This window comes from Mesorhizobium sp. WSM3224 (genome assembly GCF_000427725.1).
In the GTDB taxonomy this organism is placed as follows: domain Bacteria; phylum Pseudomonadota; class Alphaproteobacteria; order Rhizobiales; family Rhizobiaceae; genus Mesorhizobium.
Genome location: NZ_ATYO01000024.1, coordinates 37,111 through 62,708, shown reverse-complemented (window position 1 = coordinate 62,708; position 25,598 = coordinate 37,111). Strand labels below are relative to the sequence as shown.

Here is a 25,598-nt window from a genome sequence, read left to right as displayed (position 1 = left end):
GATGACCCACCGTATCCTGATCCTCGGCGGAACGACCGAAGCCCGGCAGCTGGCGGGAAAGCTCGCCCATCGCAAGGATTTCTCGGTCACGCTGTCGTTGGCCGGGCGAACCGAAAGTCCCATGGCGCAAGGCGTGCCCGTGCGTACCGGCGGCTTCGGCGGCGCGGACGGGTTGGCCGCCTATCTTCGCGGGGAGCATGTCGACCTGCTGATCGACGCCACGCACCCATACGCGGCGCGCATTTCGGCCAACGCTGCCAAAGCGGCCAGGCAAGCCGATGTGCCAATCCTTGCGCTGAGGCGTCCCGGCTGGGAGCCTGTCGCGGGCGATCGCTGGACGCTGGTGGACAGTGTCGCGGAAGCGGTTGAAGCACTTGGCACGGCGCCACGCCGCGTCTTCCTGGCGATCGGCCGGCAGGAGGCGGGCGCCTTCGAAGCTGCTCCGCAGCACCGCTATCTGATCCGCAGCGTCGATCCGGTCGATCCGGCGCTCGCGGTGCCGGATGCGCAGTACCTCCTGGCGCGCGGGCCGTTTGCCGAAGCGGATGAACGGGCGCTGCTCGAAAAATACAGGATCGACGCGGTCGTTTCCAAGAACAGCGGCGGCGCTGCTACCCACGGCAAGATCGTCGCGGCGCGCGCGCTCGGCATCGAGGTGGTCATGATCCGCCGCCCAACCTTGCCGGACGTTCCCTCGGCTGAAACCGTCGATGCACTGGCCGGGGTGGTCGATCATCTTTTCGACCCCGTTGCCGAGCGCGGCGTATAGACCAGCGCCGGCCTTTCGCCGCGCTTGATGATCCGGGTCTCGGGCGAGCCGATGATGATGCAGGTCGCCATATCGGCCTTTGCCGCATCGGCATCCGCCAGCAGAACCACCTCGATGCGCTCGTCCGGCCGGCCGGCGGCGCGGCCGAAGATCACCGGCGTGGTGCCGGGCAGGATCGCCTTCAGGCATTCGAAGGCGCGGCCAAGCTGCCAGGGGCGCGCCTTGCTGATCGGGTTATAAAGCGCGATGACGAAGCCGGCGCCGGCCGCCGCTAGCAGGCGCAGCTCGACCAGTTCCCAGGGCTTCAGATTGTCGGAGAGCGAGATGGCGCAGAAATCATGGCCGAGCGGCGCGCCGATGCGGGCGGCGACCGCAAGCATGGCGGTGACGCCGGGAACGACCGAGACGTCAATGGCTCGCCACTCGGGCGGCCCGACTTCGATCGCTTCGCAGACGGCCGCAGCCATGGCGAAGACGCCGGGATCGCCGCCGGAAACGACAGCGACGTTGTGGCCTTCGGCTGCCTTGGCCAGCGCTTCGTTGGAACGGGCAAGCTCCTCGCGATTGTCGGAAGCAATGCGGGTCTGATCAGGCCGCAGCTCAAGCCGGTCGAGATAGGGCTTGTAGCCATAGAAAAAGGAAGCCTCGGCCACGGCATGGCTTGCCTGCGGCGTGACCTGATCGGCATTGCCGGGGCCAAGGCCGATGACTGTGAGGCGGCCGCTCATGGCTTTGCCCCGGGGGCTCCGGGCCTGGCCGACCAGCCTGCGACCAGCACGATGGCGAAATAGGGGGCCTTGTCGTCGGGCTTTTCGGCAAGCCGCATCGAGACGCTGCCCGGCATGGTGCCGCGCTCGACATAGACCGCCTTTGCCAGCTTGCCGGTCGCTTCCAGCGCACGGCGGATTTTTGGCAGGTTGCGGCCGACCTTCATGATCACGGCGGCATCGGTGTCGGCGAGGCGCCGCGTCAGCTCGAATTCGCTCATCGTGCCGGGCAGCACGGTGAGCACGTCGTCGCCCTGGACGATCGGCAGGCCGGTCGCCGACCAGCAGCCTGACATGGCGGTGATGCCGGGAATGACCTCGGTCGGGAAGCGATGCGCGAGGCGCACATGCAGGTGCATGTAGGAGCCGTAGAAGAGCGGATCGCCTTCCGACAGGACTGCCACCATCCTGCCGGCGCAGAGATGCTCGGCGACCTGTTCGGAGGACCGCTCGTAGAAGTCGGTGATCTGCGAGCGATAGTCGTCGTGATCCCGCTCGATCTCGGTCGTCACCGGATAGAGCAGCGGCAGCTCGATCATGTCCGGCCGGAAGCGCGCCTCGACGATGGCGCGCGCATTGCTGTTGTTGCCGCGCTTGGCGAAATAAGCGACGACGTCGGCCTCTGCCAGCGCGCGCGCCGCCTTCAGCGTCAGGAGTTCGGGATCCCCGGGACCAGTGCCGACGCCGACGAGCCTGCCTTTAGGAAGAGCGTTCACAGGCCCGGCCTCGCTAATGCGTTGAGCGCGGCGGCGGTCATGGCGCTGCCGCCCAGCCTGCCGCGCACGATGGCGTAGGGCACGCCGTAGGAATTTTCGGCCAGCGCATCCTTGGATTCGGCGGCACCGACGAAGCCGACCGGCATGCCGATGATCGCGGCCGGTTTCGGCGCGCCGTCGCGCAGTTTTTCCAGCAGATAGAAGAGAGCGGTCGGCGCATTGCCGATGGCAAGGACCGATCCGGCTATCCGTTCGCCCCAGAGGTCGATGGCCGCGGCCGAGCGGGTGTTGCCGATTTCCCTGGCGATTTCGTGCGTGCGCGGGTCGCGCAGCGTGCAGATCACCTCGTTGCCGGCCGGCAGGCGGGCGCGCGTGACGCCGTGAGCGACCATCTCGGCATCGCAGAAGATCGGCGCGCCGGCGGCAAGGGCCGCGCGGGCAGCGTCGACGAAGCCGTTCGAGAACACGAAATGGCTGGCGGCCTCGACCTGGCCGCAGGCATGGATCATGCGGATCGCAACATCGGCTTCCGCCTCGGAAAAGCGCGACAGGTCCGCTTCGGCGCGGATGATGGCGAAAGAGCGCTCATAGATCGCCGTGCCGTCGTGAATGTAATCGTAGGCCGCCATACTCAGTTCCGTCGATAGAGTTCAGCGATGGCGGCCGCGCCGAGCCTTGCCAGGCAGGCAGCCGCGGTTTCGCCTTGGTGCCGTTCGCGGCGGACCGCCGCCGCGATGCCGGCGACCCCGCGCGCGGCGTCATAGCCCGGCCTGTATCTGGCAGGAAGGGCCTTTGCCGTTCCGTCCACGACAAGTCCGGCTCCGTTTTCGTCGCCGACCAATGTCAGCGTCGCTGCACCCGGATGCGCGCAGCCCTTGGCGCAGCCGGAAATGTGGAGGGTCAGCGAGGCGTCGAGGAGGTCGGAGCTTTGTTTTGCAATGGTTTCGGCGATGGCGCGGGTGGCGATGCGACCGGAGGCGCAGGCCGGCGTGCCGGGACAGGCGGCGATGCGGGTCCGCGGGTCGATGGGGGCGGTGACGAAGCCGAGGGCGGCGGCGGTGTCGAGGAGCATGGAGCAGACGGACGGTGAAAGACTGAGGAAGAGCAGGGCGCGGCTTGGCGCGAGGCGGATTTCGGTGGCGCCGAGGTGCGAAGCCCGTGTGGCAAGGTCGATGAGATTTTGCGCCGGCATGCTGCCGAAGGGCAGGCCGATGCCGAGGGCGTGGCTTTTGCTGAGTTTGAACGCGCCAATAGGACTTCTCGGAGGCCGGCGTTCCTGCGCCCCCCTCTCTGTCCTGCCGGACATCTCCCCCGCAAGGGGGGAGATTGCCTTGTCACCACGGCTTTCGCCAATCTCCAACGCTGAAGGTGAAGAGCCGGCGCGGGAACTGCCGATCTCCCCCCTTGAGGGGGAGATGTCCGGCAGGACAGAGAGGGGGGTGACGGAGTGCCAACTTGCGAGTGAATTAAGCTGTCTCTCCGACAAATCGTGAGTATGCGCCTCGCGGCCTTTTTCAGCAACCATCCTCAGCGCCGCCACAGCGATGTCGCGTGCGGCATCCGCATCGACCGTCGCGAGCTGCTTCGCAGTTCGCGCCCTGCCGGCAACCGACACGCTCCACTGGACGCCCGCATCGGCCCGCACCGCCCTAAGCCGCACGTCGGCCGTCACCGCGTCCATGCTCAGCTGCCCGCCGCCATCGACAACCACCGACACCTTCGGTCCCAGCCGTGCCATCAGCCCAACCTCGTCGACCGCCGCCCTGATCCGCTCCGCCAACGGGCGCGGATCGGCAATCTCCTGCGGATCGATGCCCGCCAGCGGCCCGGTCTCGACCGGCACGCCGCTCCGCACCGCGATGCCAAGCGCATCCACCTCACCTGCCAGCAGCCTCGCGCTTTCCGCCGTCAGGCCGCGGATCTGAAGGCTGCCGCGCGCGGTCACTTCCATGATGCCATTGCCGTGGCGCAAGGCGGATTCGGCGAGTCCGATCAGCGACTTGGGCAAAAGTCCTCCAGCGACGGGATTGAGCCGGACGAGAAGCCCGTCACCGGTCTGCATCGGCGCGCTGAGGGCAGGGCAGGCGCCGCGCCGCGAAAAGGCGTTCATGGCGCCACTCCGCTTGCCTGGGCCTCGGCAATCAAGGCCGCGAGATCGTCGTCGATGGAATTCCTGAGCGGGTGCCAGAGGCCACGCCGCCGTGCCACCAGGAAGCGCTCGGCGATGACCTTTGCTGCCGCCGGGTTTTCGCGCAGGATAAAGGCGCGAACGTTCGCGTCGCCAAGATAGGCGTCGTGCACCGCTTCGATCAGCGCGCCCGATATGGCGTGCGTGGTCTCGGCGAAGCCGACAAGGCGGTCTACCGTCTCGGCGAATTCCGAGGCGCCGCGCGGGCCGTGACGCATCTGGCCGGCAATGAAGCGTGGATTGACGGCACGGGCGCGCACCACGCGGGAAACGGCCTCGCCGACCGAGCGTGGCTTCGGTTTCTTCGGATCGGTCGTGTCGAGCACGATAACGTCGGCGTTCCTGCCGAGCGCGGCGAGTGCTGCCGAAAATCCGCCGATGAAGGCGACGTCGGCCGAGCCTTCGAGGATGTCGCGGCCCGGGTCGTCGCCGGTGTGGACGAGGAGATCAGCTTCGGCGATGCGGCCCTCGAAAGCGCCGGGAGCCGAAATGGCTTCGCCGTCTGCGCCACCATAAGCGTGCGAGGTGGCATCGAGATAGGCGCGGCCGATTTCCTCGCGCACGCCCCATTCGCCGCGCGACAGCAAATCCTCGATACCGGCGCCATAGGTGCCGGGCGAGGTGCCGAAAATGCGCGGGCTGACCTTGCCCCGGGCGCGGGTCGTGGCGGCGAGCGGGTTTTCGGAATCGTCCTCGTCACGGCAGGCGACCGCATTGGCCGCCGCATCGATCAGCGCGATCTGGGTCGGGAACATGTCGCGGAACAGGCCGGAGATGCGCCAGGTGACGTCGATGCGCGGGCGGCCGAGCGCTGCCGGCGGCAGCACCTCTATGCCGGTGACGCGGCCGGTAGCGGCGTCCCATTGCGGCCGGCAGCCCATCAGTGCCAGGCCTTGGGCGATCTCCTCACCGCCGGTGCGCAAAGAGGCCGAGCCCCAGAGGTCGATGACCAGCGAGCGCGGCCAGTCGCCGTGGCTCTGCATGTAACTGCGCACCACTTCTTCCGCTGCCGCCTGGCCGAGCTCATAGGCGGTCGGCGTCGGCATGGTGCGCGGATCGGAGGTGAAGAGGTTGCGCCCGGTGGGTAGCACGTCGGAGCGGCCGCGCGCTGGCGCGCCGGCCGGGCCTGCCTTGATGTGGCGGCCGTCGAGCGCGGCGAGCAGCGCTGTCCGTTCCGCCTCGGCGCTTTGCTTGCGCAGCGGATCGGCTTCGTCTTCCGGCGCGCGGCCATAGACATGAAGCCCGTCCTTGACGGCGAAATCCTTGAGGTCGCAGAGCCAGGCGTCGATGCGGCGCAGCGCTTCGTCGGGTGCGTCGGTGCCGGCAACGCCGGCTTCGGTCGCCAGGCCGGACTTCTGCGCGGTCTCGACAATGAGCCTGGCCAGCCGATCGCGGCGGCGGCGATCAAGGCCGTCGGCCTGAGCGTATTCGTCGACCAGCCTTTCGAGCCGCTGCTGCGTCTCGTCGAGGCCGGCGGCGCCGGTCAGCGGCGGCGGCAGATGGCCGAGCGTGACGGCGGCGATGCGGCGCTTGGCTTGTGCGGCCTCGCCGGGGTTGGAGACGATGAAGGGATAGATGACCGGCAGCGCGCCGGTGACGATCTCGGGGAAGCAGGTGTCGGAAAGCGCGACCGTCTTGCCCGGCAGCCATTCCAGCGTGCCGTGGGCGCCGACATGGACGATGGCGTGAACGCCGAGCGATTTCTGCAGCCAGAGCCCGAAGGCGATCAGTTCGTGGCGCGGGGGGAGGGTCGGGTCGTGATAATCGGCGCGGCGATCGGCGGAGCGGCCACGGTCGGGGGCGAGCGCCACGGTGACATTGCCGAAGGTTGCGGCGCGGAAGGGGAAGCTAGCGGGGTTCGTTTGTGAAGGTTGGCGCGAGGCCTCGCGCAGACCTGTCCCTTCTGCCTTTCCCCACGCTGCTTCGATGGCAGCCATCGCCTCAACCGGCAGACCCTTGGAGAAGTCGAGATAATCCTCCAGCCCCATCCCGCCGCCGCTGCGCTCCAGCACATCCAGCAACGCGCGCGGCGATTGCGGAATCCCGTCAACCGCATAGCCCTGTTCTTTCAGGTCCTGCAGCATGGCGAGCACGCTCGACGGCACATCAAGCCCGACAGCGTAGCCGGTCCGTCCGGGCGCGCTCGGATAGTCGGGGATCAGGATTGCCAGCTTGCGCTTTGCCCGCTCCGTCCGCTGCAGGCGAACGAACGCCGCGATGCGCCGGGCAACTTGCGCAACCCGGTCTGCTTCCGGCCGATTGGCGAAGGCGCGGAAGGCCAGCGCCGGATCGGTCTCGACCTCGCCCTTGAAGGAGATCGCACCGGCAAGGATGCGGCCGTCGAGCTCGGGCAGGACGACATGCATGGCGAGATCGGCGGGCGCCAGGCCGCGCTGGTTCTTTTCCCAGACCTCGCGCCTTGTCGTGGCGACGATCACCTGGAAGACCGGCACGCCGGCGCGGTCGAACAGGGTTTCGGCGCCGGGTTCCGCTCCGGAGGCGAAGGCGGTGGCGGCGATGATGGCGGATGGGTTCAGTGAGGCGAGGGCGTTTTCGACGAAGGCCAGGGATGCCGGGTCTTTGAGGCTCGAAACGAAGATCGGGACCGGGGCCAGGCCTTCCGAGCGCAGCGCCTCCACCAGCGCGTCGATGGGCGCGACGTCGGCAGCAAGCAGCATCGAGCGATAGAAGAGGATGGGGATGACCGGGGTGCTGAGGTTGCCAGCGTCGAGTTCCGTCGCCCCCCTCTTTGTCCGGCAGGACAGAGAGGGGGGCGACGGATCGCCAACGCTCGATAGGACTGGTTTTTCCACAACTCCCAGACCCGGCTCATAAAACCCGGCTTTCGGCACACCGACCGGCTCGGCCACGGCCGCATCCGACCCCGCAAGCCTCGCCAATCTCCATACCAGCGCGCTCATATTGGCCGGGCCGCCTTCGCGGAAATAGCCAAGCAGGGCGTCCAACTCGGCGCGCGGCAGGGTCGAGCCTTCGATCAGCCGCTGGTCCTCGTCATGGCTTTCGCCGGGCAGCAGCGCGAGCTTGATGCCGCGCTCGCGCGCCACTGCCGAGAGTTGGTCACAGCCATAGCGCCACCAATCATAGCCACCGAGGATGCGGACCAGGATGACCCTGGCGCGGCGGGCGACGCTGTCGATCCACAGGTCGACCGACATCGGATGGCGGAGATCGCCCAGTGCTGCCAGCCGCATCGAGGGCAGCCGGTCCGCGTCCGCTTTCCATGCGGCGGCCAGGCCGGCGAGATCGCTGTCGGTGAAAGACAGCGCCACGACATCCGCAGGCGTCTGCCTGAGATCGATCGGCTCGGCGAGATCGTCGAGCGAAGCGGATGTCGTGGTGAGGATATGCATCGTTGTTCGTGTTGGGCTCAGCCGGCGAGAATACGTTCGATCGCCGGGCGGTTCAGCCCCTTGAGGCCGATGACGACGAGCCGCGAGCGGCGGTCGTCCTCAGCCGTCCAGGCGCGGTCGTAATAGTGGTTGACGCGGGGGCCGACGGCCTGCAGCAGAAGACGCATCGGCTTGCCGCCGACTTCGACGAAGCCTTTGACGCGCAGCACGTTTTCCTGCTCGGCCGCGGTGGCGACGCGCTTTGCCAGTTCGTCCGGATTCGAGATCGACGGGATGTCGATGACGAAGGAATCGAAATCGTCATGCTCGTGGTCGAGCTCGTTGTCGTGATGGGTCTTGCGGTTCTCGATGTCATCCTCGACGGCGAGGCCGAGGCCGAGCAGCACGGACGGATCGACCTTTCCCTGGGCGGTCGGCACCACCTTGACCGCGCGCGCCACATGCTTGCCGATGACGGCGTTGGCGCGAGCCGAGCCCGCCGCGTCCATCAGGTCGCTTTTCGACAGGATGATCAGGTCGGCGCAGGCGATCTGGTCCTCGAACACCTCCTCGACCGGATCGTCATGGTCGAGCGAGCCGTCCGCGGCGCGCTGGGCCTGCAGCGCATCCATGTCGGAGGCGACGCGGCCGTCGGCCAACGCCGGGCCGTCGACCACGGCGATGACCCCGTCGACCGTGACGCGGCTCTTCACCGTCGGCCACTGGAAAGCCTGGACGAGCGGCTTCGGCAGAGCGAGACCCGAGGTCTCGATCAGGATGTGGTCGACCCTCGGCGTGCGCGAGAGGATCTGGTCGAGCGCCGGAACGAAGTCGTCGGCGACGGTGCAGCAGATGCAGCCATTGGCGAGCTCGACGATGTTTTCCTCCGGGCAGGCATCGACGCCGCAGCCTTTCAGGATCTCGCCGTCGATGCCGACATCGCCGAACTCGTTGACGATGATGGCCAGCCGCTTGCCCTTGGCGTTTTCGACCAGGTTACGGATCAGCGTCGTCTTGCCGGCGCCGAGGAAGCCGGTGACGACGGTGCAGGGAACACGGGAGAGGTTGGCGGCTGGGGCGTTCATGGTCAGTCCTTCAGCATGTCGAGGGGAGGGATGCGGGCAACGAGGCCGCGCTTGAGGGAGTCGGGCCGGCCGCGCCAGGGAATGAGGCCATCGGTCGAGGTGGCGAAGAGTTTTGCGCCGGCGATGAGGTCTGGGCCGCTGGTCGTCTCCAGATCGCCGAAGACATAGCTCCAGCAGCCGTCGCGCAGGAGTGCGGCGCTCAGGCGGCGCTTGCAATTGCCGAGACATTCGACGGTACGGATGCGCATGTTTTCGCCCGAAGCGGCGCGGCGCGTATCTTCTGCAAGAATGGCGCCAGCCCGCGGATGTGCGTCCGAGCCAGTCTCATCGCGACACGAGGAGCAGACGATGATGGTGACGTCCGCCGGCGCGTCGTCGCGCTCGGACGAAATGTCCGCTGTTCTAGCCGGAAAACTGCCGTTGCTGTCCAAACCAGGGCTCCTTGCCCGGAAAACCCGCCGGGCATTCGGATACTTTAAGTCTCAGACGGCAGGTCTCCTGGCTCGCGAGTCGTCGCCTTGAATGCCGCCTTCCCGGGAACATCCCAGTGGTTTTCGGCCGAGGCTCGTCGCTTACAGTTGCGGGGACAGCCGCGGATTTGGGCATTCTTGCCCGCACCGCATTCCCTCTTGGCTCCTCCCTTTGCCGGGAGAAGACCGTCTGCTGCGGATTTAGGCTTACGGCTGGGTGCCTGTCAACGCGCGGCTACGACATCTCGATGTCGGCCAGCGCTGGACCAAGGTCGCCGGCCGGCGTGACTTCGATCGCCTCCAGGCCGAGCCATGCCTGCATCTGCTTCAACTCGTCGAAGAGTTGGGCGGCTGTCTCAGGCGGCGCGCCGCCCTCGGCGTAAGCGGCATGGACGCGCAGCACACTCGCCGGCCGATCGGCCCGGAGATCGACGCGCGCGACGATCCGGTCGCCGAGCAGGAACGGCAGCACATAATAGCCATATTGGCGCTTTTCGGCCGGCGTGTAGATCTCTATGCGATAGCGGAAGTCGAAGAGTTTCTCCGTTCGGGTGCGTGCGAAGACGACCGGATCGAAGGGCGCGAGCAGGGCGCGGGCCTCGATACGGCGCGGAATGCGCGCGTCCTTGTGGAGATAGGCGGTCTTGTCCCAGCCTTGGACGCGTATCGGCAGCAATTCGCCAGTTTCGACCAATTCCTCGATGCGGTCCTTCGTGTCGCCCGGCGCCAGGCGGAAATAGTCGCGCAGATCGCCATAAGTCGCGATGCCATGGGCGCGGGCGGAAATGCGCAGCAATTCGCGATGCGCGTCCTCGACCGAGGGCACGGGCAGATCGAGCACCGCCTGCGGCAAAACGCGCTCGGGCAGGTCGTAATAGCGTTCGAAGCCGCGCCGGTAGGCGGTGGTGATGCGGCCGGCCCAGAATAGCCATTCAAAGGCGTGCTTGGCCTCGCTCCAGCCCCACCAGCCGCCATTGCCTTTGTGGCCTTCGATGTCGGAGGCGGCGATCGGCCCGCGTTCGGCGACTTGCGCGTAGATCTCGTAGATCATCTCCTTGCGTTCACGGCCCCATTTCGCCAGACCGAGATACATCTCGTCGCCCTGCTCGGCGCGCTGCATGCGCCAGCGCATCAGGGGATAGGTCTGGACGGGCAGGAAAGACGCCTCATGCGCCCAATATTCAAAGACGGTGCGCTTGCGCGTCACCGCGGCGTTATCGAGCAGCGCAAGCGGGTAGGGGCCGAGGCGCGAATAGAGCGGCATATAATGAGCGCGCACCACGGCGCTTACGGAGTCGATCTGCAATAGGCCGGTTCGCGAAAGCACGCGCGCAAGGTGGCGGCGATCCGGAACTCCACCGGGCCGGGGGTCGTTAAACCCCTGGGCGCCGAGCGCGATGCGCCTGGCCATGGCGAGCGAGATTTTCTCCTTCATCAAGGTGCCTTTGCCCCGATCATTTGTTGGCTTTTTAGCCGGTGATTCCGGCGATGCTAGCAGGCAAATGGCGGGAGATGTGTCAGGAGAGAAAAGTGGAGTAAAAAATGAAGGAAATCAAACAGGAGCGGATGAGACCAGTTTCTTCCGATATGGCGTCCAGGGCCGGATTTTGAACAAGGTTTGACTTGCGTCACCGAAACCGCTGCGCTAACCCTCGCCGCGTTGCAGCATAGGCCCCCTAAAACGGTTCAGCGGTTAAACTGTCACGCTTCCGCATTAGAGTTCGTTGCTGTAATCAAAGTGAACTGCCCCGCCGAAGGAAAGTCGCCGCATGAGCGCACTCCTGAGTTCCTATCTGCCCATCGTCCTGTTCATCGCCGTGGCGATGGTCGTTGGTCTGGCGCTTATCGTCGCCCCCTTCCTGGTGGCGTACCGCAATCCCGACCCGGAAAAGCTTTCCGCTTACGAATGCGGGTTCAACTCGTTCGACGACGCCCGCATGAAATTCGACATCCGCTTCTATCTGGTGTCGATCCTGTTCATCATCTTCGATCTCGAGGTCGCCTTCCTGTTTCCATGGGCGGTGTCCTTCTCCAAGCTCGGCATGCTCGGCTTCTGGTCGATGATGGTGTTCCTGGCGGTGCTGACCATCGGCTTTGCCTATGAATGGAAAAAAGGAGCGCTGGAATGGGATTGAACGACAGTTCAGGCACCCTCGTCGCGCCGAAGCCCAAGGGCATCATCGACCCCAACACCGGCAGGCCGGTGGGGGAGGACGATCCCTTCTTCCTCGAAATCAACAATGAATTGGCCGACAAGGGTTTCCTTGTCACCTCGACCGAAGCGCTCATCACCTGGGCGCGCAGCGGCTCGCTGATGTTCATGACCTTCGGCCTCGCCTGCTGCGCGGTCGAGATGATCCACACCTCGATGCCGCGTTACGACTCGGAGCGATTCGGCGTCGCGCCGCGCGCGTCCCCTCGCCAGTCCGACATCATGATCGTGGCCGGCACGCTGACCAACAAGATGGCGCCGGCGCTGCGCAAGGTCTACGACCAGATGCCCGAGCCGCGCTACGTCATCTCGATGGGCTCGTGCGCCAATGGCGGCGGCTACTACCACTATTCCTATTCGGTGGTGCGCGGCTGCGACCGCGTCGTGCCGGTCGATATCTATGTGCCCGGCTGCCCGCCGAGCGCTGAAGCGCTGCTCTACGGCATTCTCCTTCTGCAGAAGAAGATCCGCCGCACCGGCACGATCGAACGGTGAGCCGATGACCCAGGCGTTGAACGAACTCTCCACCTATCTCGGCGAGAAGCTCTCCGGCCGCATCGGCGAAGCCGTGCTTGCCTATGGCGAGCTGACGGTGTCCGTCGATCCGGGCAATCTGATCGAGGTGGCGACCTTCCTGCGCGACGATCCGCGCTGTCAGTTCATCTCGATCATCGACGTTTGCGGCGCCGACTATCCGTCGCGGGCCAGGCGCTTCGACGTCGTCTATCACCTTCTGTCGCCGAAGCAGAATGTCCGCATTCGTCTCAAGGTCCAGGCCGACGAGGAGACGCTGGTGCCGTCGCTGACCGCCGTCTATCCGGGTGCCGACTGGTTCGAGCGAGAAACCTACGATCTCTACGGCGTGCTGTTCTCGGGTCATCCTGATCTGCGCCGCATCCTCACCGACTACGGTTTCGAGGGGCATCCGCTGCGCAAGGATTTCCCGCTGACCGGCTTCGTCGAGGTTCGCTACGACGACGAGGCCAAGCGCGTGATCTACGAGCCTGTGGAATTGAAGCAGGAATTTCGCAATTTCGATTTTTTGTCGCCGTGGGAAGGGACGGACTATGTCCTGCCGGGCGACGAGAAGGCAAAGCAGTAAATGGCTGAAACCTCCGTCCGCAACTTCAATATCAACTTCGGTCCGCAGCATCCTGCGGCGCATGGCGTTTTACGCCTGGTGCTGGAGCTAGACGGCGAAGTGGTCGACCGCGTCGATCCGCATATCGGGCTCCTGCATCGCGGCACCGAGAAGCTGATCGAGCACAAGACCTATCTGCAGGCGGTGCCTTATCTCGACCGACTGGACTATTGCGCGCCGATGAACCAGGAGCACGCCTTCGCGCTCGCGGCCGAACGGCTCCTCGGTATCGAGGTGCCGAAGCGAGGCCAGCTGATCCGCGTGCTCTATGCCGAGCTCGGCCGCATCATGTCGCACATCCTCAATGTGACGACGCAGGCGCTGGACATTGGCGCGCTGACGCCGCCGCTGTGGGGGTTCGTCGAACGCGAAAAGCTGATGGTGTTCTATGAGCGCGCCTCAGGTTCGCGCATGCATGCGGCCTATTTCCGTCCGGGCGGCGTGCACCAGGACCTGCCGCAGAAGCTGGTCGAGGACATCGGCAAATGGATCGACCCGTTCCTGAAGTCGATCGACGATCTCGACGCGCTTTTGACCGGCAACCGCATCTTCAAACAGCGCAATGTCGATATCGGCACAGTGTCGCTGGCGGATGCCTGGGCCTGGGGCTTTTCGGGCGTGATGGTGCGCGGTTCGGGCGCCGCCTGGGACCTGCGCAAATCGCAGCCTTATGAGTGCTATTCCGAGATGGATTTCGACATCCCGATCGGCAAGAACGGCGACTGCTACGACCGTTATCTGGTGCGCATGGAAGAGATGCGCCAGTCGGCCAGGATCATGCGTCAGTGCGTCGATCTGCTGCTCGGCAAGGAAAGTGCCGGCCCGGTGTCGAACCTCGACGGCAAGGTGGTGCCGCCGAAGCGCCAGGCGATGAAGCGCTCGATGGAAGCGCTGATCCACCACTTCAAGCTCTATACCGAGGGCTATCGCGTGCCGGCGGGCGAGGTCTATGCGGCCGTCGAGGCGCCGAAGGGCGAGTTCGGCGTCTATCTGGTCTCCGACGGCACCAACAAGCCCTACCGTTGCAAGCTGCGCGCGCCCGGTTTCGCGCATCTGCAGGCCATGGATTTTCTGTGCCGCGGCCACATGCTGGCCGACGTTACGGCCGTGCTGGGCTCCCTCGACATCGTGTTTGGTGAGGTCGATCGCTAATGTCAGTCCGCCGTCTCGCAGATGCCAGCGTCCAGCCAGCCTCCTTCGCCTTCAACAAGGCGAATGCGGCGGCGGCTGAGCAGTGGATCGCCAAATATCCGAAGGGACGCGAGCAGTCGGCCATCATCCCGCTGCTGATGATAGCGCAGGAGCAGGAAGGCTGGGTCACCAAGGCGGCGATCGAGACGATCTGCGACATGCTTGGCATGCCGCGCATCCGCGGCCTCGAGGTTGCGACCTTCTACACGCAATACCAGCTCAATCCGGTCGGCACCCGGGCGCATATCCAGGTCTGCGGCACCACGCCCTGCATGCTACGCGGCTCGGAAGCGCTGATGGATGTGTGCCGGTCGAAAATCCACCACGACCAGTTCCACACCAACGACAAGGGCACGCTGTCGTGGGAGGAGGTCGAATGCCTCGGTGCCTGCGTCAACGCGCCGATGGTGATGATCTTCAAGGACACTTTCGAGGACCTGACGCCTGAGCGGCTGGCCGAGATCATCGATCTCTACGACGCAGGCAAGGGCGCAGAGGTCAAGCCTGGGCCGCAGAACGGCCGTACCGGTTCCGAGCCGGCTACCGGCCTCACGACCCTGACCAGCGAAAAGGCGATCCTGAAGTCGACCCGCGACAAGGAAGCCAAGGCTGCCGCAAAGGCAGCCAAGGAAGCTGCTACCGCAGCACCGGCTGCCGCGACAGCGGCCGTGGTCTCGCAGGCACCCGCCGGCGCTCCGGCACCCGCTACGCCGCCGGCCTCGGGCCCGGTCGCGCCGTCCAAATCCAGCAAGCCGAAGACCGATGCGCCCGAGACCAGCCCGGCACTGACGACGCCTTCGCCGGTCAAGGTCGCCCCGGCCACCGAGAAGGCGGCCAGCGTCAGGGCGCCGCGCCATTCGGCCGCCAACGCCAACCAGGCTTCTCCGGAAGTCGAGGCGGTTTCCAAGCCGCGCAGTGGGCCGAAGACGAAAGCCGAACCGGCCACTGCCTTCAAGGCGCCGGAAACCAAGCAACCCGTGGCCAAAACGGCGAAGCCTTCGCTAGAGGACAAGAACCGTCCGGCGCGCATCGAGCGCCCGGCAAATGTCGACGACCTCAAGCTGATCTCCGGTGTCGGGCCGAAGATCGAAGGCATCCTGCATTCGCTGGGCATCTACACTTTCGCGCAGGTCGCTTCGTGGAAGAAGGCCGAGCGCGAATGGGTCGACGGCTATCTCAACTTCCGCGGCCGCATCGAGCGCGACGACTGGGTGAAGCAGGCCAAGGCGCTCGCCAAGGGTGGCGTCGCCGAATACATCCGCGTCTTCGGCAAGAAGCCGGTCTGAGGGACGAAAAATGCTTCAGGACAAAGACCGCATCTTCACCAACATCTACGGCCTGTTCGACAAGTCGCTGGCCGGCGCGCAATCGCGCGGTATCTGGGACGACACGCCCGGCCTGGTTGCCAAGGGGCGCGACTGGATCATCAACGAGATGAAGGCATCGGGCCTGCGCGGCCGCGGCGGCGCCGGCTTCCCGACCGGCTTGAAATGGTCGTTCATGCCCAAGCAGAGCGACGGCCGTCCCAGCTATCTGGTCATCAATGCCGACGAATCCGAGCCCGGCACCTGCAAGGACCGCGACATCCTGCGCAACGACCCGCACACGCTGGTCGAGGGCGCGCTGGTCGCCGGTTTCGCCATGGGCGCGATCGCCGCCTACATCTACGTGCGCGGTGAGTTCATCCGCGAGCGCGAGGCGCTGCAGCGCGCCATCGACGAGGCCTATGCGGCCAAGCTGATCGGCAAGGGAAACACGTCAGGCTACGACTTCGACGTCTATATGCACCATGGCGCCGGCGCCTATATCTGCGGCGAGGAGACCGCGCTGCTCGAAAGCCTGGAAGGCAAGAAGGGCCAGCCGCGGCTGAAGCCGCCTTTCCCGGCCAATGTCGGCCTCTATGGCTGCCCGACCACAGTCAACAACGTCGAGTCGATCGCGGTGGCGCCGACCATCCTGCGCCGGGGCGCGGCCTGGTTCTCGTCCTTCGGCCGGCCGAACAATGCCGGCACCAAGCTGTTTTGCGTCTCCGGTCACGTCAACAACCCGTGCACCTTCGAAGAAGCGATGTCGATCCCGTTCCGCGAGCTGATCGAGACGCATTGCGGCGGCATCCGCGGCGGCTGGGACAATCTGCTGGCGGTCATCCCGGGCGGCGCTTCGGTGCCGCTGGTGCCGGCCGAGCAGATCATCGACGCGCCGATGGATTTCGACGCGCTGCGCGACCTCAAGTCCGGCCTCGGCACGGCGGCGGTCATCGTCATGGACAAGTCGACGGACATCGTGAAGGCGATCGCCAGGCTTTCCTATTTCTATAAACATGAGAGCTGCGGCCAGTGCACGCCGTGCCGCGAAGGCACCGGCTGGATGTGGCGGGTGATGGAGCGGCTGGTGCGCGGCGAGGCGCAGAAGCGCGAGATCGACATGCTGCTCGACGTCACCAAGCAAGTCGAGGGTCACACGATCTGCGCGCTGGGCGACGCGGCGGCCTGGCCGATCCAGGGCCTGATGCGGCATTTCCGCGGCGAGGTGGAACGCCGCATCGACGAGTTTTCGCGCAACGCGCACCGGGTCGAGCCGGTGATGGCGGCGGCGGAATAAGACTTCGAAATACGGGCTTGGCCCGAAGACTGAAGCAGGGGCGGGGCATACGAAGAAACGACCAGGAGATCTCTATGGCGCCGTATTCGATACCCTATCCGTTCATGCCTGATTTGGACCAGCTCGAGAAGATGAACCAGGATCTGACCAAGATGATGCCGAAGGAGATGGCCAGCGCCGTCAACCTTCTGGCGCATCCGGTCGCGGGTGCTGCCGCGATGTCGGCGCTCAGCATCGGTCTTGCCAACCATGCCGTCGGCATGTGGATGGGCGCGTTCACCGGCGCGCTGGAAGCTTCGCAGCGCATGTTCCAGCCTTTCCTCGACGACATCGAGGCACAGAGCGAGGCGGCAGCAAATTCGTCAAAGGCGCGCAAGGCGACCGAGACGCTGATCGCCAGGGCGCAGACCTTCGCCCGCGACGTGACCGATATCGCGGCGACCGCGACCGAGAAGGCGCTCGGCGCCGACGCAGTCGATGAGCCGGCCCCGGCCGCACTGATGCCCGAAGATTTCCGCCAGCCGAAGGTCGTCGACAAGCCGGCGAAGCCATCGGATCTGAAGGCGATTTCGGGTATCGGACCGAAGCTGGAGAAGGTGCTCAACGGTCTCGGCATCTGGACCTATGGCCAGATCGCCGCCTGGACGTCGGAAGAGATCGCCTGGGTGGAAGATTATCTGTCGCTCGCCGGCCGCATCGGCCGCGACGACTGGACTGCCCAGGCAGCGGCGCTCGCCGCGGCTAAGTGAATTGAATGTCGGGCGCGGCGTCGGTCGCACCCGGAGATAGAGATTGCGGGACATCCGCAGGGGTTTGAGGCGAATGGCAAAGCTCAAGGTCGACGGGAAAGAGATTACGGTACCCGACCACTACACGCTGCTGCAGGCGGCCGAGGACGCCGGCGCGGAAGTGCCGCGCTTCTGCTTCCACGAGCGGCTGTCGATCGCCGGCAATTGCCGCATGTGCCTGATCGAGGTGAAGGGCGGTCCGCCCAAGCCGCAAGCGTCCTGCGCGATGGGCGTGCGCGACCTGCGCCCGGGCCCGAATGGCGAGCCGCCGGAAATCTTCACCAACACGCCGATGGTCAAGAAGGCCCGCGAAGGCGTGATGGAATTCCTGCTGATCAACCACCCGCTCGACTGCCCGATCTGCGACCAGGGCGGCGAATGCGACCTGCAGGACCAGGCCATGGCCTTCGGTGTCGATTCCTCGCGCTATCACGAGAACAAGCGCGCGGTCGAAGACAAATATATCGGCCCGCTGGTCAAGACGGTGATGAACCGCTGCATCCACTGCACGCGCTGCGTCCGCTTCACCACCGAGGTCGCCGGCATTTCCGAGCTCGGCCTGATCGGCCGCGGCGAGGACGCCGAGATCACCACCTATCTCGAACAGGCGATGACGTCGGAGCTGCAGGGCAATGTCATCGACCTTTGCCCGGTCGGCGCGCTGACCTCCAAGCCGTTCGCCTTCCAGGCGCGGCCGTGGGAACTGACCAAGACGGAATCGATCGACGTCATGGACGCGGTCGGCTCGGCGATCCGCGTCGACAGCCGCGGCCGTGAAGTGATGCGCATCCTGCCGCGCGTCAACGAAGCGGTGAACGAGGAGTGGATATCCGACAAGACCCGTTTCATCTGGGACGGCCTGCGCACGCAGCGCCTCGACCGTCCGTATGTGCGCAAAAACGGCAAGCTCGCGCCGGCAAGCTGGGCGGAAGCCTTTGCGGCCGTCAAGGACGAGGTGGCGAAGGCTGCGCCCGAGCGGATCGGGGCGATCGCCGGCGATCTCGCGGCGGTCGAGGAAATCTACGCGCTCAAGCTTCTGATGGCGGCGCTCGGCTCCAAAAATATCGACTGCCGCCAGGATGGCGCAGCGCTCGATCCGTCGCTCGGCCGCGCCAGCTATATCTTCAACCCGACCATCGAAGGCATCGAGCAGGCCGACGCGGTGCTGATCATCGGCGCCAATCCGCGCTTCGAGGCTTCGATGCTCAACGCCCGCATCCGCAAGCGCTGGCGCGTCGGCAATCTGCCGGTCGGCGTCATCGGCGAAATCGGCGATACCCGCTACGATTATGAGCTGATCGGCGCCGGCCCGGAATCGCTGAAGAACCTTGCCGAGGGCAATGGCACGTTCTTCGAGGTGCTGAGCAAGGCTGCGCATCCCCTTATCATCGTCGGCCAGGGTGCTTTGGCGCGCGCCGATGGCGCCGCGGTGCTCGGCCAGGCTGCCAGGCTTGCAGCCGCCGTCAATGCGGTCACCGCCGACTGGAACGGCTTCGCGGTACTGCACAATGCCGCGGCCAGGGTCGGCGGCCTCGATGTCGGCTTCGTGCCGGGTGAGGGCGGCAAGAACGTTGCCGGCATGCTGGGCGATACCGACGTGCTGTTCCTGCTCGGGGCGGACGAGATCGACATGGCCAGGACCGGCGGCGCCTTCGTCGTCTATATCGGCACGCATGGCGATGCCGGCGCGCACCGCGCCAATGTCATCCTGCCGGCCGCGGCCTATACCGAAAAGTCGGGCACCTATGTCAACACGGAAGGCCGTGTGCAGCAGACCAACCGCGCCGGTTTCGCTCCGGGCGAAGCGCGCGAGGACTGGGCGATCCTGCGGGCGCTCTCGGACGTGCTCGGCAAGAAGCTGCCCTTCGATTCGCTGGCGCAGCTGCGCGCCAAGCTCTATGGCGAATTCCCGCATCTCGCCCGCATCGACCAGGTGCAGGCCGGCAGCGGAGACGATATCGCCAAGGCGGCGAAGCTCGGCGGCCGGCTGAACAAGGGCACCTTCACCTCCCCGGTGAAGGACTTCTATCTGACCAACCCGATCGCGCGGGCGTCGGCCGTGATGGCTGAGTGCTCGGCGCTGGCCAAGAGCGGCTTCAAGCAGGCGGCGGAATAAGCATGGACACCTTCTTCTCCTTCTACGTGCTGCCGGCGCTGCTGATCCTTCTGAAGTCGGTCGTGCTGATCGTCGTACTTCTGATCTTCGTGGCTTACGTGCTCTATGCCGACCGCAAGATCTGGGCGGCGGTGCAATTGCGCCGCGGCCCGAACGTCGTCGGTCCGTGGGGCACGCTGCAGGCCTTCGCCGATCTGTTGAAGTTCGTCTTCAAGGAGCCGGTGATTCCGTCCGGCGCCAACAAGGGCGTCTTCCTGCTGGCGCCGCTGGTGTCGGCGGTGCTGGCGATCTCGGCCTGGGCGGTCATTCCGGTCAGCCAGGGTTGGGCGATCGCCAACATCAATGTCGGCATCCTCTATGTCTTCGCCATCTCCTCGCTCGAGGTCTACGGCGTGATCATGGGCGGTTGGGCGTCGAATTCGAAATACCCGTTCCTCGGCGCACTGCGCTCGGCGGCGCAGATGGTGTCCTATGAAGTTTCGATCGGCTTCGTCATCGTGACGGTGCTGCTCTGCGTCGGTTCGCTCAACCTCTCCGACATCGTGCTGTCGCAGCAGGATGGCCTGGGCACCCGGCTCGGCCTGCCCAACACCTTCCTCGACTGGCACTGGCTGTCGCTGTTCCCGATGTTCATCGTGTTCTTCATCTCGGCGCTGGCCGAGACGAACCGTCCGCCTTTCGACCTTGTGGAAGCCGAATCGGAACTCGTCGCCGGCCACATGGTCGAATATTCGTCGACGCCGTTCCTGCTCTTCTTCCTCGGCGAATATGTCGCCGTCGTGCTGATGTGCGCGCTGGCGACCATCCTGTTCCTCGGCGGCTGGCTGCCACCGTTCAATTTCGCGCCCTTCACCTGGGTGCCGGGGCTGATCTGGTTCGTGCTCAAGGTCTGCCTGGTCTTCTTCATGTTCTCCATGGTGAAGGCCTTCGTGCCGCGCTACCGGTACGACCAGCTGATGCGGCTGGGCTGGAAAGTCTTCCTGCCGATCTCGCTGTTCATGGTCGTCGCCACCGCGGCCTTCCTCAAGATCACGGGGTTTGCGTGATGTCCGCTCTAGCCCAGGCCGCAAAGTCGCTGCTGCTGAAGGATTTCGTCAGCGCTTTCTTCCTGTCGATGCGCCAGTTCTTCGCGCCGAAGGAGACGATCAACTATCCGCATGAGAAGGGGCCGGTGAGTCCGCGCTTCCGCGGCGAGCACGCGCTGCGCCGTTATCCGAACGGCGAGGAACGCTGCATCGCCTGCAAGCTCTGCGAAGCGATCTGCCCGGCGCAGGCGATCACCATCGAGGCCGGTCCGCGGCGCAATGACGGTACCCGCCGCACCGTGCGCTACGACATCGACATGGTGAAGTGCATCTATTGCGGCTTCTGCCAGGAAGCCTGCCCGGTCGACGCCATCGTCGAGGGGCCGAATTTCGAATTCGCGACCGAGACGCGCGAGGAGCTTTACTACAACAAGGAAAAGCTGCTCGCGAACGGCGATCGCTGGGAGAGGGAGCTGGCGCGCAACATCGCGCTGGACTCGCCCTATCGCTGACATTTGACGCATGGACGGGGCGAGGGGCCTCGTCCAGAGGATGATCCCGAAAAGTTGCAGGCTTTTCGGACGAGATCATCCTCCGGAGTGAAGAGAGTGGCGCATGTTTCTTTCGATCGGGTCTTTCAACCCGATCGGAACATGCGCTAGGAACACGCAACTTTGCCAGCCGGAGGCGGCGGCGAACATCGCACGGGGGCTCCGAGCCCTTGTTCGGACAGGAACCCGGGGGAACCCATGCTGACTGGATTAGAGGCGGCTTTTTTCTACCTCTTCGCCTTTATCGCCGTGGCGTCGGCCTTCATGGTCATTTCGTCGCGCAACCCCGTGCATTCCGTGCTGTTCCTGATCCTCACCTTCTTCAATGCCGCGGGCCTGTTCATGCTGACCGGCGCCGAGTTCCTGGCGATGATCCTGCTCGTCGTCTATGTCGGCGCGGTGATGGTGCTGTTCCTGTTCGTCGTCATGATGCTCGATGTCGACTTCGCCGAGATGAAGCAGGGCGCGCTGCAATACGCGCCGATCGGCGCGATGGTCGGCCTGATCCTTGCGGCGGAGCTGATTGTCGTGCTCGGCGGCTACACATTCGCGCCGCAGCTTGCCTCGACGGTCGCGAAGGCGACGCCGGATCTCGCCACGCGCTCCAACACGGCTGCGCTCGGCGACATCCTCTACACGGACTACCTCTATTACTTCCAGATTTCCGGCCTGGTGCTGCTGGTCGCCATGATCGGCGCCATCGTGCTGACGCTGCGCCACAAGCCGGGCGTCAAGCGGCAGTCGATCGCCGCCCAGGTCGGTCGCACGCCGGCGACGGGCATGGAAATCCGCAAGGTCAAATCGGGCGAGGGTATCTGAGATGGTCGTCGGCATTGCACATTATCTGACCGTATCGGCGATCCTGTTCACGCTTGGCGTGTTCGGCATCTTTCTGAACCGCCGCAACATCATCGTCATCCTGATGTCGATCGAGCTCATCCTGCTTGCGGTCAACATCAACTTCGTCGCCTTCTCGGCGGCGCTGCACGACCTCGTCGGACAGGTCTTCGCCCTGTTCGTGCTGACGGTCGCAGCCGCGGAAGCCGCGATCGGTCTTGCCATTCTTGTCGTCTTCTTCCGCAACCGCGGTTCGATCGCGGTCGAAGACGTGAGCGCGATGAAGGGTTGACGGGAACCACCATGTATCAGGCTATCGTCTTCCTTCCGCTGCTTGGCTTCCTGATTGTCGGCCTGTTCGGCAATTCGCTCGGCGCCAAGGCTTCCGAATACATCACCTCCGGCTTCCTGGTGATCGCGGCGGTGCTGTCGTGGATTGCCTTCTTCACCATCGGTTTCGGCCATGGCGAGGTGTTCACCGTGCCGGTGCTGCGCTGGATCCAGTCTGGCGGCATCGACGCCTCCTGGGCGCTGAGGATCGACACGCTGACGGTGGTGATGCTGGTCGTCGTCAACACCGTGTCGGCGCTGGTCCACATCTATTCGATCGGCTACATGCATCACGATCCGAACCGGCCGCGCTTCTTCGCCTATCTGTCGCTGTTCACCTTCGCGATGCTGATGCTTGTGACCGCCGACAACCTGATCCAGATGTTCTTCGGCTGGGAAGGCGTCGGTCTCGCCTCCTATCTGCTGATCGGTTTCTGGTACAAGAAGCCCTCGGCCAATGCCGCGGCGATCAAGGCTTTCGTCGTCAACCGCGTCGGCGATTTCGGCTTCGCGCTCGGCATTTTCGGCGTGTTCGTGCTGTTCGGCTCGGTCAGTCTCGGCACAATCTTTGCCAATGCGGCCTCGTTCCTTCCGGCCGAAGGCGCGCCGGCGGGTGCTGCCGTGCTCACTTTCCTCGGCCATGCGCTGGACAAGCAGTCGGCGCTGACGGTGGTCTGCCTGCTGCTGTTCATGGGCGCCATGGGCAAGTCGGCGCAGGTGCCGCTGCACACCTGGCTGCCGGATGCCATGGAAGGCCCGACACCCGTCTCAGCGCTTATCCACGCGGCGACCATGGTGACCGCCGGCGTGTTCATGCTGGCGAGGCTTTCGCCGCTGTTCGAGCTGTCGCACTCGGCGCTGACCGTCGTCATCTTCGTCGGCGCCTTCACCGCCTTCTTCGCGGCGACCGTCGGCCTCGTACAGAACGACATCAAGCGCGTCATCGCCTATTCGACCTGCTCGCAGCTCGGCTACATGTTCGTGGCGCTCGGCGTCGGCGCTTACGGCGCGGCGATCTTCCACCTGTTCACGCACGCCTTCTTCAAGGCGCTGCTGTTCCTCGGCTCCGGCTCGGTCATCCATGCCGTGTCCGACGAGCAGGACATGCGCAGGATGGGCGGCCTTCGCAAGCTGATCCCGGCGACCTACTGGATGATGATCGTCGGCACGCTGGCGCTGACCGGTGTCGGCATCCCGGCAACGGTGATCGGCACCGCCGGCTTCTTCTCCAAGGATGCCATCATCGCGACCTCGTTCGCCAGCCACAACGCGGTCGCGGTCTTCGCCTTCGTGCTGCTCGTGATCGCCGCCTGCTTCACCAGCTTCTACTCCTGGCGGCTGATCTTCATGACCTTCCACGGCGAGCCGCGTGCCAGCCACGAGGTCATGCATCACGTCCATGAATCGCCGCCGGTGATGCTGGTGCCGCTTTATGTGCTGGCCGCAGGCGCGCTGTTCGCGGGCATCATCTTCCACGGCGCCTTCATTGGCGAAGGTTATGCCGAGTTCTGGAAGACGTCGCTGTTCACGCTGCCGGACAACCACATCCTGCACGAGATCCACGAACTGCCGCTTTGGGTGGAACTGGCGCCGTTCGTCGCCATGCTGATCGGCCTGGCGGTCGCCTGGAAGTTCTACATCCGCTCGCCGGAACTGCCGCGAAGCGTCGCCGCCAACCACCGCCTGCTCTACGGCTTCCTGCTCAACAAGTGGTATTTCGACGAGCTCTACGACTTCCTGTTCGTGCAGCCGGCCAAACGCCTTGGCAGGTTCCTGTGGAAGACGGGTGACGGCACGATCATCGACGGGCTTGGTCCCGACGGCATCTCGGCGCGCGTCGTCGACGTCACCAACCGTGTCGTCAAGCTGCAGACCGGTTATCTCTACCACTATGCCTTCGCCATGCTGATCGGCGTGGCCGCTCTCGTCACCTGGATGATGCTCTGATGACCGACTGGCCAATCCTCTCGCTGGTCACCTTCCTGCCGCTGGTTGGTGTTCTGCTCATCCTGTTCATCAACGACGACAGCGAAAACGCGCGCCGCAACATCCGCGCCATCGCCTTCATCACGACGGCGTTCACCTTCGTCGTCTCGCTGTTCATCTGGACGGGCTTCGACAATTCGCAGGCCGGCTTCCAGTTCGTCGAGAAGCACGCCTGGCTGGATTCGGGCATTTCCTATCACATGGGCGTCGACGGCATCTCGATGCTGTTCGTCATCCTGACCACCTTCCTGATGCCGTTCTGCATCCTCGCCTCCTGGGAAGCGATCGAGAAGCGGGTCAAGGCCTATATGATCGCCTTCCTGATCCTCGAGACGCTGATGATCGGCGTGTTCTGCGCGCTCGATATCGTGCTGTTCTACGTCTTCTTCGAGGCGGGCCTGATCCCGATGTTCATCATCATCGGCGTGTGGGGCGGCAAGCGGCGCGTCTATGCCTCGTTCAAGTTCTTCCTCTATACGCTCGCCGGCTCGGTGCTGATGCTGCTCGCCATCATGGCGATGTTCTTCCAGTCGGGCACGACCGATATCCCGACGCTTCTGACGCATCATTTCCCGGCCAGCATGCAGACCTGGCTGTGGCTCGCCTTCTTTGCCTCGTTCGCGGTGAAGATGCCGATGTGGCCGGTGCACACCTGGCTGCCCGACGCGCATGTCGAGGCGCCGACCGCGGGCTCGGTCATCCTGGCCGCCATCCTGCTGAAGATGGGCGGATACGGCTTCCTGCGCTTCTCGCTGCCGATGTTTCCGGAAGCGTCGGCGATGTTCGCGCCGCTGGTGTTCACGCTCTCCGTCGTCGCCATCATCTACACCTCGCTGGTGGCGCTGATGCAGGAGGACATGAAGAAGCTGATCGCCTATTCGTCGGTCGCGCATATGGGCTTCGTCACCATGGGTATCTTCGCGATGAACCAGGAGGGCGTGCAGGGCGCGATCTTCCAGATGCTCAGCCACGGCCTCGTCTCCGGCGCGCTGTTCCTGTGCGTCGGCGTCATCTACGACCGCATGCATACGCGCGAGATCGACGCCTATGGCGGGCTGGTCAACAACATGCCGAAATACGCGACCGCGTTCATGATCTTCACCATGGCCAATGTCGGCCTGCCGGGCACCAGCGGCTTCGTCGGCGAATTCCTGACCATGCTCGGCGTGTTCAGGGTCAACACCTGGGTGGCGTTCTTCGCCGCGACCGGCGTCATCCTGTCGGCTGCTTACGCGCTGTGGCTGTATCGCCGGGTGATCTTCGGCGCGTTGACCAAGGACAGCCTGAAGAACCTGCTCGACCTCTCGACCCGCGAGAAGGCGATCATCTACCCGCTGGTGGTGCTGGTCATCTTCTTCGGCGTCTATCCGGCGCCGGTGTTCGACGCGACGGCCGCTTCGGTCAAGACGCTCGTCACCAACGTCACCGCATCCATCAATTCCGCGCAGACCGCGGCGGCGAACTGACTGGGGATA

Annotated in this window: 24 protein-coding genes and 1 riboswitch; of the genes, 16 read left to right on the top strand and 8 right to left on the bottom strand. The window is 64.9% G+C overall.

Translation table 11 applies throughout. The annotated features are described in order from the left end of the window. Position 1 precedes the first annotated feature (1 nt). Positions 2-769, top strand: coding sequence for a cobalt-precorrin-6A reductase (locus tag YU3_RS0126350; RefSeq protein WP_027169011.1), 768 nt, complete (start codon positions 2-4; stop codon positions 767-769). Here the strand turns inward: YU3_RS0126350 and YU3_RS0126345 are convergent. The 8 genes from YU3_RS0126345 to YU3_RS0126310 form a co-directional block, all read right to left on the bottom strand. Next, positions 733-1,497, bottom strand: a complete 765-nt coding sequence (locus YU3_RS0126345) for a precorrin-3B C(17)-methyltransferase (RefSeq protein WP_027169010.1) — start codon at positions 1,495-1,497, stop codon at positions 733-735. The two genes, YU3_RS0126350 and YU3_RS0126345, sit on opposite strands and share 37 nt — an antisense overlap. Further along, positions 1,494-2,252: a precorrin-2 C(20)-methyltransferase gene (locus YU3_RS0126340; protein WP_027169009.1), complete on the bottom strand. Its 759-nt coding sequence runs from the start codon at positions 2,250-2,252 to the stop codon at positions 1,494-1,496. The genes YU3_RS0126345 and YU3_RS0126340 overlap by 4 nt, the downstream gene beginning before the upstream one ends. Then, entirely contained in the window at positions 2,249-2,881 is a 633-nt protein-coding gene (locus YU3_RS0126335; protein WP_027169008.1) for a precorrin-8X methylmutase, read from the bottom strand. The genes YU3_RS0126340 and YU3_RS0126335 overlap by 4 nt, the downstream gene beginning before the upstream one ends. Positions 2,882-2,883: 2 nt before the next feature. Further along, a complete protein-coding gene (gene cobG / locus YU3_RS0126330; protein WP_027169007.1) occupies positions 2,884-4,362 on the bottom strand; it encodes a precorrin-3B synthase in 1,479 nt (492 codons plus the stop codon). Next, positions 4,359-7,811, bottom strand: a complete 3,453-nt coding sequence (gene cobN, locus YU3_RS0126325; RefSeq protein WP_027169006.1) for a cobaltochelatase subunit CobN — start codon at positions 7,809-7,811, stop codon at positions 4,359-4,361. The genes cobG and cobN overlap by 4 nt, the downstream gene beginning before the upstream one ends. 17 nt (positions 7,812-7,828) lie before the next feature. Next, on the bottom strand, positions 7,829-8,875 hold the full coding sequence (cobW, locus tag YU3_RS0126320; protein ID WP_027169005.1) for a cobalamin biosynthesis protein CobW: 1,047 nt from the start codon (positions 8,873-8,875) through the stop codon (positions 7,829-7,831). Positions 8,876-8,877: 2 nt separating this feature from the next. After that, the gene (locus tag YU3_RS0126315) at positions 8,878-9,306 is read right to left on the bottom strand and encodes a DUF1636 family protein (RefSeq protein ID WP_027169004.1); all 429 of its coding nucleotides are present in this window, start codon (positions 9,304-9,306) and stop codon (positions 8,878-8,880) included. 39 nt (positions 9,307-9,345) lie between these two features. After that, a riboswitch (cobalamin riboswitch) is annotated at positions 9,346-9,551 on the bottom strand. Positions 9,552-9,580: 29 nt separating this feature from the next. Further along, entirely contained in the window at positions 9,581-10,780 is a 1,200-nt protein-coding gene (locus tag YU3_RS0126310; protein WP_027169003.1) for a winged helix-turn-helix domain-containing protein, read from the bottom strand. Between YU3_RS0126310 and YU3_RS40825 the strand changes: the two genes are divergently transcribed. The 15 genes from YU3_RS40825 (at position 10,755) to YU3_RS0126240 (ending at position 25,589) form a co-directional block, all read left to right on the top strand. Then, positions 10,755-10,967, top strand: a complete 213-nt coding sequence (locus YU3_RS40825; RefSeq protein ID WP_156913609.1) for a hypothetical protein — start codon at positions 10,755-10,757, stop codon at positions 10,965-10,967. The genes YU3_RS0126310 and YU3_RS40825 overlap by 26 nt on opposite strands. Before the next feature lie 147 nt (positions 10,968-11,114). Continuing rightward, positions 11,115-11,480, top strand: coding sequence for an NADH-quinone oxidoreductase subunit A (locus tag YU3_RS0126305; RefSeq protein WP_027169002.1), 366 nt, complete (start codon positions 11,115-11,117; stop codon positions 11,478-11,480). Further along, positions 11,471-12,052 carry an NADH-quinone oxidoreductase subunit B gene (locus YU3_RS0126300; RefSeq protein WP_015317338.1) on the top strand — a complete coding sequence of 194 codons (582 nt, stop codon included), beginning with the start codon at positions 11,471-11,473 and terminating at the stop codon, positions 12,050-12,052. Before YU3_RS0126305 ends, YU3_RS0126300 begins: the two co-directional genes overlap by 10 nt. 4 nt (positions 12,053-12,056) lie before the next feature. Next, positions 12,057-12,659 carry an NADH-quinone oxidoreductase subunit C gene (locus tag YU3_RS0126295; RefSeq protein ID WP_027169001.1) on the top strand — a complete coding sequence of 201 codons (603 nt, stop codon included), beginning with the start codon at positions 12,057-12,059 and terminating at the stop codon, positions 12,657-12,659. Beyond that, on the top strand, positions 12,660-13,850 hold the full coding sequence (locus YU3_RS0126290; RefSeq protein WP_027169000.1) for an NADH-quinone oxidoreductase subunit D: 1,191 nt from the start codon (positions 12,660-12,662) through the stop codon (positions 13,848-13,850). Next, positions 13,850-15,175, top strand: a complete 1,326-nt coding sequence (locus YU3_RS0126285; protein WP_027168999.1) for an NADH-quinone oxidoreductase subunit E — start codon at positions 13,850-13,852, stop codon at positions 15,173-15,175. The genes YU3_RS0126290 and YU3_RS0126285 overlap by 1 nt, the downstream gene beginning before the upstream one ends. 10 nt (positions 15,176-15,185) lie before the next feature. After that, complete coding sequence (gene nuoF / locus YU3_RS0126280) at positions 15,186-16,490, top strand: NADH-quinone oxidoreductase subunit NuoF (RefSeq protein ID WP_027168998.1); 1,305 nt, start codon at positions 15,186-15,188, stop codon at positions 16,488-16,490. 74 nt (positions 16,491-16,564) lie between these two features. Further along, entirely contained in the window at positions 16,565-17,239 is a 675-nt protein-coding gene (locus YU3_RS0126275; protein WP_027168997.1) for an NADH-ubiquinone dehydrogenase, read from the top strand. A 73-nt stretch (positions 17,240-17,312) separates the two neighbouring features. Then, positions 17,313-19,394, top strand: a complete 2,082-nt coding sequence (nuoG, locus tag YU3_RS0126270) for an NADH-quinone oxidoreductase subunit NuoG (protein WP_027168996.1) — start codon at positions 17,313-17,315, stop codon at positions 19,392-19,394. A 2-nt stretch (positions 19,395-19,396) separates the two neighbouring features. Then, entirely contained in the window at positions 19,397-20,440 is a 1,044-nt protein-coding gene (gene nuoH, locus YU3_RS0126265) for an NADH-quinone oxidoreductase subunit NuoH (RefSeq protein WP_027168995.1), read from the top strand. Further along, positions 20,440-20,931 carry an NADH-quinone oxidoreductase subunit NuoI gene (nuoI, locus tag YU3_RS0126260; protein WP_027168994.1) on the top strand — a complete coding sequence of 164 codons (492 nt, stop codon included), beginning with the start codon at positions 20,440-20,442 and terminating at the stop codon, positions 20,929-20,931. Before nuoH ends, nuoI begins: the two co-directional genes overlap by 1 nt. Positions 20,932-21,168: 237 nt before the next feature. Continuing rightward, positions 21,169-21,789: an NADH-quinone oxidoreductase subunit J gene (locus YU3_RS0126255; protein ID WP_027168993.1), complete on the top strand. Its 621-nt coding sequence runs from the start codon at positions 21,169-21,171 to the stop codon at positions 21,787-21,789. Between the two features lies 1 nt (position 21,790). Next, a complete protein-coding gene (nuoK, locus tag YU3_RS0126250) occupies positions 21,791-22,099 on the top strand; it encodes an NADH-quinone oxidoreductase subunit NuoK (RefSeq protein ID WP_027168992.1) in 309 nt (102 codons plus the stop codon). A gap of 11 nt (positions 22,100-22,110) precedes the next feature. Next, the gene (nuoL, locus tag YU3_RS0126245; RefSeq protein WP_027168991.1) at positions 22,111-24,084 is read left to right on the top strand and encodes an NADH-quinone oxidoreductase subunit L; all 1,974 of its coding nucleotides are present in this window, start codon (positions 22,111-22,113) and stop codon (positions 24,082-24,084) included. Further along, entirely contained in the window at positions 24,084-25,589 is a 1,506-nt protein-coding gene (locus tag YU3_RS0126240) for an NADH-quinone oxidoreductase subunit M (RefSeq protein WP_027168990.1), read from the top strand. The genes nuoL and YU3_RS0126240 overlap by 1 nt, the downstream gene beginning before the upstream one ends. Positions 25,590-25,598 lie beyond the last annotated feature (9 nt).

Excerpts from the sequence above, each read along its gene's own strand:
- YU3_RS0126350 (WP_027169011.1), top strand. The coding sequence starts at position 2 with ATGACCCACCGTATCCTGATCCTCGGCGGAACGACCGAAGCCCGGCAG.
- YU3_RS0126345 (WP_027169010.1), bottom strand. The coding sequence starts at position 1,497 with ATGAGCGGCCGCCTCACAGTCATCGGCCTTGGCCCCGGCAATGCCGAT.
- YU3_RS0126335 (WP_027169008.1), bottom strand. The coding sequence starts at position 2,881 with ATGGCGGCCTACGATTACATTCACGACGGCACGGCGATCTATGAGCGC.
- cobG (WP_027169007.1), bottom strand. The coding sequence starts at position 4,362 with ATGAACGCCTTTTCGCGGCGCGGCGCCTGCCCTGCCCTCAGCGCGCCG.
- cobN (WP_027169006.1), bottom strand. The coding sequence starts at position 7,811 with ATGCATATCCTCACCACGACATCCGCTTCGCTCGACGATCTCGCCGAG.
- cobW (WP_027169005.1), bottom strand. The coding sequence starts at position 8,875 with ATGAACGCCCCAGCCGCCAACCTCTCCCGTGTTCCCTGCACCGTCGTC.
- YU3_RS40825 (WP_156913609.1), top strand. The coding sequence starts at position 10,755 with ATGGCGAGCGAGATTTTCTCCTTCATCAAGGTGCCTTTGCCCCGATCA.
- YU3_RS0126310 (WP_027169003.1), bottom strand. The coding sequence starts at position 10,780 with ATGAAGGAGAAAATCTCGCTCGCCATGGCCAGGCGCATCGCGCTCGGC.
- YU3_RS0126305 (WP_027169002.1), top strand. The coding sequence starts at position 11,115 with ATGAGCGCACTCCTGAGTTCCTATCTGCCCATCGTCCTGTTCATCGCC.
- YU3_RS0126300 (WP_015317338.1), top strand. The coding sequence starts at position 11,471 with ATGGGATTGAACGACAGTTCAGGCACCCTCGTCGCGCCGAAGCCCAAG.
- YU3_RS0126295 (WP_027169001.1), top strand. The coding sequence starts at position 12,057 with ATGACCCAGGCGTTGAACGAACTCTCCACCTATCTCGGCGAGAAGCTC.
- YU3_RS0126290 (WP_027169000.1), top strand. The coding sequence starts at position 12,660 with ATGGCTGAAACCTCCGTCCGCAACTTCAATATCAACTTCGGTCCGCAG.
- YU3_RS0126285 (WP_027168999.1), top strand. The coding sequence starts at position 13,850 with ATGTCAGTCCGCCGTCTCGCAGATGCCAGCGTCCAGCCAGCCTCCTTC.
- nuoF (WP_027168998.1), top strand. The coding sequence starts at position 15,186 with ATGCTTCAGGACAAAGACCGCATCTTCACCAACATCTACGGCCTGTTC.
- YU3_RS0126275 (WP_027168997.1), top strand. The coding sequence starts at position 16,565 with ATGGCGCCGTATTCGATACCCTATCCGTTCATGCCTGATTTGGACCAG.
- nuoG (WP_027168996.1), top strand. The coding sequence starts at position 17,313 with ATGGCAAAGCTCAAGGTCGACGGGAAAGAGATTACGGTACCCGACCAC.
- nuoH (WP_027168995.1), top strand. The coding sequence starts at position 19,397 with ATGGACACCTTCTTCTCCTTCTACGTGCTGCCGGCGCTGCTGATCCTT.
- nuoI (WP_027168994.1), top strand. The coding sequence starts at position 20,440 with ATGTCCGCTCTAGCCCAGGCCGCAAAGTCGCTGCTGCTGAAGGATTTC.
- YU3_RS0126255 (WP_027168993.1), top strand. The coding sequence starts at position 21,169 with ATGCTGACTGGATTAGAGGCGGCTTTTTTCTACCTCTTCGCCTTTATC.
- nuoK (WP_027168992.1), top strand. The coding sequence starts at position 21,791 with ATGGTCGTCGGCATTGCACATTATCTGACCGTATCGGCGATCCTGTTC.
- nuoL (WP_027168991.1), top strand. The coding sequence starts at position 22,111 with ATGTATCAGGCTATCGTCTTCCTTCCGCTGCTTGGCTTCCTGATTGTC.
- YU3_RS0126240 (WP_027168990.1), top strand. The coding sequence starts at position 24,084 with ATGACCGACTGGCCAATCCTCTCGCTGGTCACCTTCCTGCCGCTGGTT.